The sequence below is a fragment of the Chitinophaga niabensis genome, assembly GCF_900129465.1.
Lineage (GTDB): Bacteria > Bacteroidota > Bacteroidia > Chitinophagales > Chitinophagaceae > Chitinophaga > Chitinophaga niabensis.
In genome coordinates this window covers 4186763-4200266 of record NZ_FSRA01000001.1, presented here as the reverse complement: position 1 = coordinate 4200266, position 13504 = coordinate 4186763, and the positions used below count along the sequence as shown (strand labels likewise).

12 protein-coding genes are annotated in these 13504 nt (G+C 45.6%); 4 read left to right on the top strand and 8 right to left on the bottom strand.

Going from position 1 to position 13504, the window contains the following annotated elements; translation table 11 throughout:
• Positions 1-40 precede the first annotated feature (40 nt).
• Positions 41-1315 (top strand): ABC transporter permease, encoded by a 1275-nt coding sequence (locus tag BUR42_RS16830; protein WP_074240330.1) that lies wholly within the window; start codon positions 41-43, stop codon positions 1313-1315.
• A gap of 34 nt (positions 1316-1349) precedes the next feature.
• On the opposite strand, the gene BUR42_RS16825 is transcribed toward BUR42_RS16830, so the two are convergent.
• From BUR42_RS16825 to BUR42_RS16805, 5 genes are all read right to left on the bottom strand, one after another.
• A complete protein-coding gene (locus BUR42_RS16825; protein WP_074240329.1) occupies positions 1350-1763 on the bottom strand; it encodes a hypothetical protein in 414 nt (137 codons plus the stop codon).
• A gap of 126 nt (positions 1764-1889) precedes the next feature.
• Complete coding sequence (rplI, locus tag BUR42_RS16820; protein WP_074240328.1) at positions 1890-2336, bottom strand: 50S ribosomal protein L9; 447 nt, start codon at positions 2334-2336, stop codon at positions 1890-1892.
• A 6-nt stretch (positions 2337-2342) separates the two neighbouring features.
• Positions 2343-2609: a 30S ribosomal protein S18 gene (rpsR, locus tag BUR42_RS16815; protein WP_074240327.1), complete on the bottom strand. Its 267-nt coding sequence runs from the start codon at positions 2607-2609 to the stop codon at positions 2343-2345.
• 3 nt (positions 2610-2612) lie between these two features.
• Complete coding sequence (gene rpsF, locus BUR42_RS16810; protein ID WP_074240326.1) at positions 2613-2966, bottom strand: 30S ribosomal protein S6; 354 nt, start codon at positions 2964-2966, stop codon at positions 2613-2615.
• A gap of 155 nt (positions 2967-3121) precedes the next feature.
• Positions 3122-6355, bottom strand: coding sequence for an Ig-like domain-containing protein (locus BUR42_RS16805; RefSeq protein ID WP_074240325.1), 3234 nt, complete (start codon positions 6353-6355; stop codon positions 3122-3124).
• 172 nt (positions 6356-6527) lie between these two features.
• Here BUR42_RS16805 and htpG point away from each other — a divergent pair, with 172 nt between their 5' ends.
• The 3 genes from htpG (at position 6528) to BUR42_RS16790 (ending at position 10016) form a co-directional block, all read left to right on the top strand.
• A complete protein-coding gene (gene htpG / locus BUR42_RS16800; RefSeq protein ID WP_200798268.1) occupies positions 6528-8351 on the top strand; it encodes a molecular chaperone HtpG in 1824 nt (607 codons plus the stop codon).
• 168 nt (positions 8352-8519) lie between these two features.
• Entirely contained in the window at positions 8520-9308 is a 789-nt protein-coding gene (locus BUR42_RS16795) for a carboxylesterase family protein (protein WP_200798267.1), read from the top strand.
• Complete coding sequence (locus tag BUR42_RS16790) at positions 9309-10016, top strand: carboxylesterase family protein (protein WP_084185612.1); 708 nt, start codon at positions 9309-9311, stop codon at positions 10014-10016.
• 24 nt (positions 10017-10040) lie between these two features.
• Here BUR42_RS16790 and BUR42_RS16785 read toward each other — a convergent pair whose 3' ends face one another.
• The 3 genes from BUR42_RS16785 to BUR42_RS16775 form a co-directional block, all read right to left on the bottom strand.
• Entirely contained in the window at positions 10041-10394 is a 354-nt protein-coding gene (locus BUR42_RS16785) for a hypothetical protein (RefSeq protein WP_143197469.1), read from the bottom strand.
• A gap of 107 nt (positions 10395-10501) precedes the next feature.
• Entirely contained in the window at positions 10502-12205 is a 1704-nt protein-coding gene (recJ, locus tag BUR42_RS16780) for a single-stranded-DNA-specific exonuclease RecJ (RefSeq protein ID WP_074240322.1), read from the bottom strand.
• 134 nt (positions 12206-12339) lie between these two features.
• Positions 12340-13305, bottom strand: a complete 966-nt coding sequence (locus tag BUR42_RS16775) for a polyprenyl synthetase family protein (protein WP_074240321.1) — start codon at positions 13303-13305, stop codon at positions 12340-12342.
• Positions 13306-13504 lie beyond the last annotated feature (199 nt).

Below are 13504 nucleotides of genomic sequence, written 5' to 3'. Positions count from 1 at the left end.
TGCGTACAGATTTACATTAACTTTACTATAACCCATATTTATGCAAGTTCGCGATATATACTTCCTGGCACTACGCTCCATCAGCGCCAACCGTTTAAGGACGATCCTTACCGTGGCTATCATAGCTTTCGGTATCTGGGCCCTTGTAGGTATCCTCACGGCTATAGATGTGATGCAGAACAAGATCTATGACAGCTTCGCCAATATGGGAGCCAACGGGTTCACTATCCGCAACCGGGAACTGAACATCCGGATAGGCGGAAGGGGCAATGCTACCCGGGGTACCAGCCAGAAGCTGAAAGTGCGGAATTCCAATAAGAATAAAGTGATCTCTTTTGATGAAGCCATGGCTTTCAAAGAACGTTATAGTTTCCCGGCTACCGTTGGCGTTTCCTTTCGCGCTGGTGGCGGCATGACCGTGTATAAAGATGAAAAGAAAACGAACCCTACGGTACAGGTGGTGGGGGGAGATGAGAATTATTTACAACTATCCAATTACGACCTGCTCATGGGCCGTAATTTCAATAAGGCAGATATCGAATCCGGGCGGAATGTGGCCATCCTGGGAAATGACGTGGTGAAGAAATTATTCCCGGATAAACCGGAATATGCGCTGAATACAAATGTTCGGGTAGGGAATGTGCGGTACCGGGTGATCGGGATCCTGAAAACCAAGGGCAGCAGTAATCTTTTCAGTGCAGATAATGTGGTGGTAACAACGGTGACCAGCACAAGGCGGGTGTTCAACAGGCCCAATGCTTCTTACATGATCAATGTGAATGTAAACGATATTTCTAAAATAGATGCAGCTATAGGAGAGGCTACAGGTGATTTCAGGATCATCAGGAAGATGAACTCATTTGAGGAGAATAATTTTTACATGAGCCGGAGTGACAGTGTGGCGGAAATGTTGTTCAACAGTTTAGCGACGGTTACGATGGCGGCAGGTGTGATCGGGTTCATCACGCTCTTTGGCTCTGCTATTGGTCTGATGAACATCATGTTGGTATCTGTGGCAGAACGTACAAGAGAGATCGGGGTGAGCAAAGCCCTGGGGGCTACATCGTCCACTATTAAAAAGCAATTTATCGTAGAGTCTATAATGATCAGTGTGCTGGGCGGTATTTGCGGGGTGATCCTGGGAATGCTAACGGGAAATACGGTGTCTTTATTGATGGGTACCACTTTCCTGGTGCCCTGGCTGTGGATCAGCGGAGGAATTCTGTTGTGTGCAACGGTAGGACTAATTTCCGGAATTTATCCGGCCATGAAAGCGGCTAAGCTGGACCCTATTGTGGCTTTACGATACGAATAATGCCGGGGAAAAACCTTCCCCCGGCATAGTTCTTTTAGAAGAACAGCTGGGATAATGCATTCGTTGCATCGTTCGTTTTAGGTTTTAACCCCAGGAACTTGGTGTATTGTGCCACCGTAAGCACTGTCTTCAATTTTTTAAATAATCCACCTTGCAGACCAGCGAATTTAGAGGCATAAGCCGCTTTGTCCGTATTCGCCAAACCGAGAATGCCTGATTTATCTTTCAGGAATCCGGTTACGGCGGTTAGTACGCTTGGCTTTTGCGTTTCTGAAAGGGATAGTGCCGGCGACAATTTCCCCAGGATTGAGTTGGCTATGCCATTTACATCTATGCCAGCAGCCTGTGCGGCTTTGGCTGTATTTTTTGCTTTGTCCAGCACATTTTGTGCAAAGGTTACTGAACCGGTTACTGACAGGAGCAGCAGGGCTGCGAAAATCTTTTTCATAATAAAGGGGATTGTATTGGGTTGACAGATATTACAAATAAGTTAGGGGAATTGTTGCGCTAATTGCATTAAAAAGGGCTGTTCATCATTGATGAACAGCCCTTTTACAAATATCAGCGGGAGAGATTACTCAGCTACCACTTCGAATTCCAGTTCGGTATCGTTTCCTTTACCGAAATCGAGGCGTGCTTTGTAAGAACCCAGTTCTTTTACATCGCCAAGGATATGGATACGACGACGGTCGATCTCATAACCTTTTTGTTCTTTGATAGCACGGGCGATCTGAACGCCGGTAACACTACCGAAGATCTTGCCTGAAGTACCGGTTTTAGCACCGATCTTCACAGGAGAAGCTTTGAGGACTTCCACCACTTTCGCGATTTCAGCCAGCATTTTTTCTTCTTTTACCTTTTGCACTTTCACGCGTTCGTTCAGTTGCTTCAGGTTGGAAGAGCTTGCTTCTACGGCAACCTTTTGAGGGATCAGGAAGTTCCTGGCGTAACCGTTCTTTACGGTCACCAGTTCATTCTTCTGGCCCAGATTATCTACGTCTTGTATTAAGATTACTTGCATTGTTTCTTACTTTAAAAGGTCAGTAACATAAGGCAATAAAGCCATTTGACGAGCTTTCTTGATAGCCTCAGCTACCTTGCGCTGGAATTTCAGTGAGTTACCACTGATACGGCGAGGCAGCATCTTGCCCTGATCGTTCAGGAATTTTTTCAGGAACTCGGCATCCTTGTAATCTACATACTTGATACCTAATTTTTTGAAGCGGCAGTATTTCTTCTGGCGCTTCTCCTGCTTAACGGCTGTTAAGTACTTAATTTCTTGTTTTACTGCCATAACTTAAGCTTCTACTGGTTTAGGTTCAGCATTCAGGTTACCTCTTTTCCGGGCATTGTACGCCTGAGCGTGTTTGTCCAGTTTGTTCACCATGTAACGCAATACATTTTCATCGCGATTCAGCTGAATCTTCAGCTTCTCATTGAGGTCGGATGGCGCAGTGTACTCCAGAACCAGGAACATGCCCGTGGTTTTCTTCTGGATTGGGTACGCCAGTGATTTTAAACCCCAGGGATTTTCGTGCACAATTGCACCGCCGTTATCCTTGATAACGTCAGCGAATTTCTTCTGAGCGGCTTTATAGTCCTCTTCAGAGAGCACAGGGGTAAAGATCACCATCAATTCGTAGTTTGACATAATTTTCCCTTGTTTGTTAATTGTAAATAAAAAATAAAAATTGGAGTGCAAAGATAGGGGTAATTTTTGATTCTTCCGCTTTACTGGCGCGAATTTCCGTTATTTTAAACGGGGATACCGCAGTATCCCCGTTTATTTTTCTAATATGCTTATTATCAACGAGTAATAAATATCTTCTTCACCTCTGTCTTATTCCCGCTTTGTACCCTCAAAAGGTAAATGCCGGCCGGCATGTTCCCCACATCGACTTTTCTCAGATTCATGCCTTTGGAGAAGTTCAGTTGACTTTGATAGCGAATTACTCCTTGTAAATCAATTAATTGTATAGATGCTGGACCGGCTTGTGGGGCATCCATGTAAATATAAAGCTGCCTGCCCAGGATAAGGCATAATAACCTGAACCAGGATTCCCTGCTCAATACCAGCACGCTTTGTACAGGGCTATATTGAATAGTACTGTCTTTACTGATCTGTTTCAGGCGGTAATGCCAGTATCCGGGTAATACAGCGCCATCGAAGCTTTGATAAGCTGCTCCCTGGATATTGAGGGCAGGGACGGTATCGACGGGTGTATAGTTCCGCTGGTTCAGGGAACGTTCTACAATGAATTTGTCGTTATTGATCTCGCGGGTAGTGTTCCAGCTTAATCTTACGCCGCCATCATCCTCTCTGGCTGTGAAAGTGGTGATCACAACAGGATGTGCCAGTACCCTTACATCATAACGGCTGATCACAGGGAAATGGTCTGAAGTAAAGGTGGTGTATGACGGAATGAGGCTTTCCACAGAACGCAGGACCTTTGCAGATTGTGGCACATAGGCCTGCTGCATTTCATTGGATCCCATCGCATGGTCGATCATATCAGGGAAAGAGCCTGTAGAACGTTGTTTGGCCAGGCTGAGCTCATATGTGAACGGCGTGTAATTGGCTGAATCCAGTTTGAAATCTATATAGGAAGTAGTGGTGTCCGGCGCCATTTCAGCAGTGATGGTCCTGTCGAAGTCATCATTGAAATCCCCCAGCACCAGTATGTTCTTATAAGGATACTGCGCATCCAGGGAATCTTTCAGCTCTTTAGCACCATCTTTCCGGCGATGCCAGCTTTCGATCTTTTCGGCTGTATTCCCTGTATTGGCTTTGGCATGCAGCACAATGAAATGGATCCGGGCAGTATCGTTATTCATGATCACATTGGCTTCCATCAGGTAAGGGAACCTGCCGGAAGACCAGTTGTAGTAGGCAGTTGGGCTTCCTCCTTTACGTAATACACCATAACTGCGGATACTTTTCACCAGGGAGTCTTTATACACAAAGGCCAGTTTCTGGGCACTGTCGTATAATGGAGCGGTAAGGCTATCCACCCTGGAACCGAAATCCGATACCAGGTATTTGTATCCCGGCAGGGAATCCACGATCGCTTTGAGACGGATGGTATCTACCACTTCTACCAATGCAAAAATGTCTGCATTCACGCTGCGCATCACTTTCAGGGCATTGGCCTGCTGCAGTGCTTCGTTTGTAGGGCCAAAACCCAGGTGTCCGAACCATTCCATATTCCAGTTCACTACTTTGAGGGTACGGAGGGAAGTACCGGAAAGGTTTACCCTGCTGGCAGAAAGGGCCGCAGAAGAGAAGCTCAGGGTGCCGGTAAAATTCTGATCTGCCGCGGAAGGGGCAAACCTTGCCCAAACCGTATGAGGATCTGTGTCATTAAAAGTAAGCGTGGGATAGTATTGTACCTTATCCAGCGATATTTCAAAGTTAGGAGGCGCTGTCACATGTAAGGGCCCTGTAAGATCGTTGGCCCAGAAAGTAAAGGGCTGTGGCTCTGAGCGGCTGCCTGCTTTGATATAATCAAAATCCAGTTGTGCCGGAGAAGTGGTTACAGTAGGAGGGGGCGCCGTGGCGGAATTGGTGATGTGTACATCATCCAGGGTCCAGCGGCTGGCCTGTAAAGTGGGAGAGGAAGTGTATACCCAGGCGATATAAACATCCGTGCCTTTGAAAGCTGCCAGGTTGATGCCCTGGGAAACAGACCATACATCTGAGCCGGTTTCAGGGAAACGGCCATTGATGGTCGTCCAGTTGGCGAGATGGGGATCCCCGCTGCCACTGTAATCTGTGGATATTTTTAACTCCAGGGCAGGTCCTGCAAAAGCACTTCTTGTGGCAAAAGATAAAAGCGGGAAATTGAAACTACTGAGGTCCAGCACGGGCGTGATCAGCCAGTCCTCATTATCCCTTGCTCCGCTGGCAAAACCATTGATCTGCACACCATTGCCGGTTTGACCAAAAGTGGTACAGGCCCAGGTTTGCGCTCCTGTCACACTGTATTGGGAGAAACCGCCTGAGAGATTATTCGTACAGGCGGTAAATTCGAAATCCAGCAACTGGCTGCCGGTGGCAAAAGCCCATTGGGTACTGTCTGAAATTCCGACAGCGCCATTACCGTTGGAATCCTGGATAGCATTACTGTCCAGCGTAACATAGTAATTACGGTTCCCACGCAGGGTGGCGGGGATAGTGAGTGTGTTACCGGAAATAAGGATAGCCGGATTGTTGATATCTAATACCTGTGCAGTGGTACCGTGAATAGTTATATTACCCGCATTCTTACGGATGTTTTCATCATAAGTGATCACCAGGCTGCTGCCAGGTTGTACGCCAGTGGCTCCATCGGCAGGCGATAAACTGCTGATCACAGGAGGGGTAACGTCTCCGCTCACTCCGCCAACAGTAATGCTGTCAATCGCAAAACCAGGGCGGGAGCCGGCTCCGCTGATCTGGCGGTTCACCCAACGCAATTGTACAACAGGGGCGTTTTCGCATTCCGCCGGAAGCAATACCTGTTTGAAAACGAGGTTCTGCGGAGTAGTAATCCCGGAGCCGGTTTGCAGGGAGGTATTGTTTTGATAGGCCGTGGATGGCAGATTGGTGAAATTACCGCTGGTGCCTACCCGGTATTGCAATACCACTTCGTTGATGCGGGTATTACTGTTGTTGTCGTAAGGGTTGCGGATGGTCATTACCTCAAAACCTACGCTCACATTGGTGCTACCGGTTGTGTTCACACTCAGCACCAGGGAATTGTCTACCGTGCCGCTATTGAGGAAACCGGCTTTGCCGTTATAATTGTGAACGCCGTTTGCGGTGGTGGAAGCTGTGCTGTTAGCCGCCAGGGTTTTATCCGAAGCTGCCGGCAACAGATTAAAATTACCGGAAGGGGATCCGCTCAGTACCCAGCCCAGCCAACCGTCCGGCAAAACAGTTGAATTGTGGGGCATGGCAGAAAATGTTTGCAAGTAGGGTACTGATTGTGGTACCGGGTTTGTTTGCGCAAGGGCAAAGAAGGGTACCAGTAAACATGACAGGAGTAAAGCTCTTTTCATAAAGGGTTTTGGGTTTGAAAGGGGTTCTGAAATATGGTTACCCGAATTTACACCAGTTCAGGTATACGAGAAAAGAAGTTTTTGTTAACTTAAGGGCAGACGGTCATCTTGTCAGCCAGGCATGCGCTGGCACAGCCTTTGACCAGCAACCTCCGTTAAAAACTGATCAATTATGCAGAAAGGCGCTATACGTGTACAAACAGAGAACATCTTCCCCATTATCAAAAAGTTCCTTTATTCCGATCACGACATTTTTTTACGTGAGCTGGTAAGTAATGCCGTGGATGCCACGCAGAAACTCAAAACACTGGCCAGCGTTGGAGAGTTTAAAGGCGACATTGGAAATACAGATATCACTGTATCGCTGGACAAAGAAAAAAAGACCATTACTATTTCTGACCGTGGTGTGGGCATGACGGCTGAAGAAGTAGATAAATATATTAACCAGGTAGCTTTTTCCGGTGCGGAAGAATTTGTGAACAAGTATAAAGGACAAACAGACGGAGCGAATATCATTGGGCACTTCGGCCTTGGTTTTTATTCTTCTTTTATGGTGAGCAGCCAGGTGGAGATCTATTCCAAATCCTGGCGCCCTGATACAAAAGCCGTTCGCTGGGAATGCGATGGCAGCCCGGAATATGAACTGGAAGAAACAGTAAAAGAAGAGCGCGGCACAGACATTGTGATGCATATCAATGAAGAAAGCGAAGAGTTCCTGGATGAGAACCGCATCCGCACCATCCTGGAAAAATTCTGCCGCTTCTTACCTGTTCCCATCCGCTTCCAGGATACACAGATCAATAATACTTCACCTGCATGGGTGAAAAAGCCCAGTGAATTAACTGCAGAGGATTATCAGAACTTCTATAAAGAACTGTATCCTTTTGCTGAACCACCATTGTTCTGGATCCACCTGAATGTGGATTATCCTTTCAATCTTACCGGTATCCTGTACTTCCCCAAGATCACCAAATCATACGAAATACAGAAAGATAAGATCAGCCTGTACAGTAACCAGGTATATGTGACGGATGAAGTGAAGAACATTGTTCCGGAATTCCTGATGCTGTTGCATGGTGTGATAGATTCTCCGGATATTCCGCTGAATGTGAGCAGGAGTTATCTGCAGGGAGATCCCAATGTGAAAAAGATCAATGCGCACATCACTAAAAAAGTAGCGGATAAACTGGATGAAATGTTCCGCACAGACCGTAAGTCCTTTGAAGAAAAATGGGAGCATATTGGTCTGTTCGTGAAATATGGGATGATGACGGAGGATAAATTTGCTGATAAAGCCAGCAAGTTCCATGTGATGGCAGATGTGGATAACAGTACTTTCTATACGCTGGAGGAATACCGTACAGCTACAGGAGCGCTGCAAACTAACACAGAAGGTAAACTGGTGATCTTGTATGCTACGAATCCCGTTCAACAGGATAGTTATATCCAGGCCGCAAAAGCTAAAGGATATAAAGTAGTGAAACTGGATACTATGGTGGATGCCGGTTTCATCAACCAAATGGAAACCAAGTGGGAGAATGTTCAGTTCAACCGGGTGGATGCAGATATTGCAGACAACCTGATCAATAACGAAGCAAAGGCTATTAGTGTATTGAGTGAAGAGCAGGAAGGCAAACTAAAAGAGATGTTCGGCCAACAAATTCCGCAGCCTAATATTAAAGTGGAATTGAAAGGATTAAGTGCGCAGGACCAACCGGTGATCGTAACCCGTTCTGAATTTATGCGCAGGATGAAAGATATGGCAGCGATGGGCGGTTCCGCCAGTATGTTTGCAGGTATGCCGGATGAGATCACCATGACGGTGAATGCCAATCACCCTATCTATCTGAATATCCTCGGAGAAGGAAATGCAGAAAAGCAACAAAAGCTGGTGCGTAACCTGGCTGACCTGGCTTTGCTTTCCCAGAACTTATTACAGGGAGCAGAACTGACGGCATTTGTGAACCGCAGTGTTGAATTAATGGGAAAAGAATAGGCATGAGGGGATTTCATATATAAATTCCTGATGAATTATAGTAATTACTAAGCTGGCAGCGGTTTTCGCGCTGCCAGCTTTTTCTTTTGGTATAATCATTGCAGATTCTAATGCTGAAAAACCATTATTTTTACAGACCATATGAATTCTAACACAAGATTTAGTGACATGGTGGCAATCAGCTTTGCCCTAATGATAATGGTGGCTTGTTCCAAAAAGTCAAATCCCGTACCTGAAGTACCGGGTGGTGGCGGCACGGAAAATCCTCCGCCGGTAGTAATAGACAACTTTACTCCACAGACACTTGGTGTTAGTTTTAAGAAAGTGAATAATCCTAAAGGGATCACAGACTACGTGCTTCAAATTCCTGATTCCTATAATGAGAAGAAAAATACGGTAAAGTGGCCGGTGATCATTTTCCTGCATGGTATGGGAGAAAGAGGGACAGACCTCAATAAGGTGAAAAATGCGGGCCTTGCTGCCATTGCAGCTAAGGATAAAGATTTTCCTTACATACTGATATCTCCGCAATGCAAAGAAGAAGCAGGTAATGATTGGTGGAACAATGCCAATCTCGATGCTTTATATGCAGATGTACTGAAACAATACAACGTGGACCCTTCCCGTATCTATCTTACCGGTCTTAGCATGGGCGGATATGGTGCATGGACATGGGCGCAGGGAAGTCCGGATAAATTTGCTGCCATTATACCTATCTGTGGTGCCGGTACTCCGTCCAATGCCTGTGTATTAAAGAACAAGCCTATTTGGGTATTCCATAATGCGGATGATGGCACTGTAAATGTTTCCAATTCGCGGGACATGGTGGATGCATTAAAGAAATGCGGATCCACCCTTGTAAAGTATACAGAAAACCCAACCGGTGGCCACGATTCCTGGACTAAAGCATATAAAGACCCGGCTTTGTTTGCCTGGTTAAGTGAGCAAAAGAAGTAAATGATCCGATACGCTACCTATACCATTCTATTCACGATTATCTTTTCTTTTTCAGGCCGGGCACAGGATTTTTCTGAAAGAACGATCTCCCACCCTGGTGCTTCCATCAAAAAATACCTGGTTTACTTACCGGATAAATACCGCCGCCGCAGTATACAGCGTTGGCCTGTACTCTTTTTCCTTCATGGAAAAGGGGAGCGGGGTGATGATCTGAGCAGGGCCACTATTACAGGTGTGCCGGAGATACTTAAGCATGATCTTCCTTTTATCCTGATCGTACCGCAATGTAAACTGACTGCGCCTACCTGGGAATTGCCCAGCCTGGATTCATTATACGAAGATGTAAAACGTTCCTTGCGGATCGATACCAACCGTATTTACCTGACAGGTTTAAGTATGGGAGGGTATGGTACCTGGATCTGGGCATCTGCCCATCCAGAGCGTTTTGCAGCTATTGTTCCTATTGCGGGTTACGGGCTTTCACGTATGAACCCTTGCGGCATGAAAGAGCTGCCTATCTATACTTTTCATAATACCGATGATCCAACCATCAAAGTAAGTGAAACAAGAAAGATAGTGCAGGCCATTAAAGCCTGCGGCAGTACGCAGATATATTACAAAGAAAGCCCTACCGGTGGGCATGATGCCTGGACCAACGTTTACAGAGATCCTGCTTTGTTCAACTGGCTGAGCAGGCAAAAGAAGTAACCCGCCGATAGGGGAGCTCTTTTGTTAAAAATCCTGGAAATCATAATAAGAAACCGGGCCGCCGCCGGTCACAGCAACCTGCACATAGGTATTTGCATTATCTACGGCATTACAATAAACCGGTGTGGATGGTGTAAGGAATCCATATCCGTTCGCGGAATACACCGTATAGTTACCGGAGGAAATATACAGGTAGTTACCTGACCAGCTTAAGCCCGGCACGGGCCCATTACCGAAGGCATATATGAAATTCCATACAAAAGCGGGCGCATGCAAAGCTGGTGCGGGTTCGGGAATTTTGACGCCCGAAGTTGCCTTCATGCTAAAAGCAAAGCTAAAAATGATTGCAGCAGTTAACAGTGAAATTCGTTTGATCATAAGATAAATTTTTAGAGGGTTAATGTGGGTTCAACTCTCTAAAAATAACGACAGGCCTTTGAATCTTCTGGCCGATTCGTATCATTCTGTCGCAGAATTGTATCATTCTATGCGGAGGCCCTGATATCTATAACCTTTAACTGAAGGGTGGTATTACCGTTCCATTCATTCTCTTCCAGCGTGAAAACAATATCGAATGGTTTTTTACTGCTCACCAGGTCAAATTTATCAGCCATAAAAAAGCCTATGCCGGAAATAGAACTGCTGTTGCGTTGTTTCACGGACAGCTTCAGATGTTCTTCTTTTACAATTTTCGAATAACCGGTATCTGTTACATTCCTTGCGATGAATAAAGGTTTGAGGTTTTCCGGGCCAAGTGGCTCAAATTGCCGCATGATATTATAAAAGGAGGGGGTGATGTCGGAAAAGCTTATTTCTGAATCGATCACTATCTCCGGAACCAGCAGGTCCGGATCTATTGTTGCTGCTACGATGGATTCAAATCTTTCCTGGAAAGCTTCTACATTTTCCGGCTTCATGGTCATGCCGGCTGCATAGAAGTGTCCGCCATAATTCTCCAGCAGGTCTTTACACTGATGGATGGCTTCGTATACATTAAATCCTGCCACTGAACGTGCAGACCCTGCTACCTGTCCATTACTTTGTGTAAGGATAATTGTAGGGCGGTAAAAATATTTATCGATCAGGCGGGAAGCTACGATCCCTACCACACCTTTATGCCAGTGTGGTTGGAACAATACCGTGGATTTGCGGGTATGTTGCAGGGTATCCTGCTGAATGATGCTGATAGCTTCCTGTGTAATGGTCATATCAATCTCCTTCCTGTCGAAATTATCTGCATGAAGCATTTCGGCGAAGGCATAAGCTTTTTCGTAATCCTTTTCGATGAAGAGGTTCACAGCTTTCCGGGCATCGTCCATTCTACCGGCTGCATTTACACGGGGGGCAATAACGAATACGAGATTGGAAGTAGTTAGCTTTTCTTTGAGTCCGCTGAGTTGTATCAAAGCTTTGATACCGGAGCTTGGCGTTTCATTTACCTGTTTTACACCATGAAAGGCCAGTATTCGGTTTTCGCCCGTCATGGGAACAATATCTGCAGCAATACTGGTGGCCACCAGGTCTAAATACTGGTATACCTCTTTCATGGGGATACCTTTTTTCTGGGCCAGGGCACTGATCAGTTTGAAGCCAATGCCGCAACCGCTTAATTCCTTATAGGGGTAGGGGCAGTCCAGCTGTTTGGGATTGAGGATGGCCACGGCATCTGGTAAAACAGGGTCCGGCAGATGGTGATCGCAGATAATGAAATCAATTCCCCAGCTTTTTGCCAGTGCAATATGATCTGTGGATTTGATCCCACAGTCTAATGCAATGATGAGGGACACATCATTGTCCCGGGCATATTCAATGCCCTGCATGGAAATACCATATCCTTCCCGGTAGCGGTGAGGGATATAAAATTCCAGGTTTGAATAAATGGTTTCGAGAAAGCTGTAAACAGTTGCTACCGCGGTGGTACCATCTACATCATAATCTCCGTAAATGAGGATCTTTTCATGTCTGAAAAAAGCTTCTTCTATGCGGGAGATCGCTTTATCCATATCTTTCATGACCCAGGGATCGTGGAGATCTTCCAGTGTTGGACGGAAAAAATGTTTGGCTTCATCAAATTTTTTGATGCCTCTTTGCACCAGTAATCTGCATAGTAAGGGATGAATGCGCAAAGCTGCCTGCAGCTGTTGTTCCGGTATTGGTTGATATTTCTTTACTGTCCAGCGTTTCTGCATGAATTGGTACTTGTGGAAATTGCTTCCATTGTTCTAATCAGTCTTCAGTAACCGTAATATAAGGATGATTAGCGTATAATCGGCTGCAATGACCGCTAAATCGAAGATTGTTTGTGCTAAAACGGATAAAAACCTTAAAATTTCCTGTCTGTGGTGAATCTCACCAGTGTTTCCAGTCCTGCCCGTATATTATTATCGGGGAACTCATGTAAAATAGCCAGTGCATCATCGCGGTATTGCAGCATTTTTTGCCGGGCATAGTCTATACCGCCACTTTCGTTGACCATGGAGATCACTTCGTTGACCTTGTCTTTTTCCTTATTGTGGTTCCTTACTATATTAATTATATGTCTGCGTTGTTCTGCGGATCCATGTTGAAGGGTGTAGATCAGGGGGAGGGTCATTTTCTTTTCCCGGATATCAATCCCGGTAGGTTTTCCGATGTTGGCAGAGCCATAATCGAAAAGATCGTCTTTGATCTGGAAGGCAATCCCTACTTTTTGTCCGAAAAGGCGCATTTTTTGGGTGATCTCTTCACTGCCTGAGGTACTCCAGGCACCTGCAGCACAAGCTGAAGCCAGGAGGGAGGCCGTTTTACGCTGGATAATATCAAAATAGACCTCTTCCTTAATATCCAGTTTCCGGGTTTTCTCCATCTGGAGCAATTCCCCTTCGCTCATTTCCCTAACGGCGTTGGACAGGATCTGGAGAGCTTTATAATCATTATTATTAAGGGACAATAAAAGGCCTTTGGTGAGGAGATAATCCCCCACCAGCACGGCAATCTTATTCTTCCAAAGTGCATTTACAGAAAAAAAGCCTCTGCGTTCGAGGGAATCGTCCACTACATCATCATGAACAAGGGTGGCGGTATGTAATACTTCTACAAGAGCAGCTGCCCGGTAAGTACTTTCATTGATCTCAGCGTTGAACATCCGGGCAGAAAGGATCACGAACATCGGCCTGATCTGCTTTCCCTTGCGTTTTACGATGTAATGCATGATCCGGTCCAGCAGGGGGACATCACTTTTTACAGCATCTGCAAACTTTCCTTCGAAATCCTGTAATTCCTTCCCAATCAGTTGTTTAATTTCCTCCATATGTTAAAAAAAGCTTCGCTAAGCTACCCCTAAAATACCACATTCTAATAATTTGGCCCCGAATTTGTAGATAATACCCGAGTGTTCTTTTAAATAGCCCTTAATTTTGAGGGAGTTATCAATACAAATAAAATCGCAAGAAAAATTTGTATATTCATTAAGGATTTTTACCTTTGCTTGGTAAAAAACGCGTTAATTG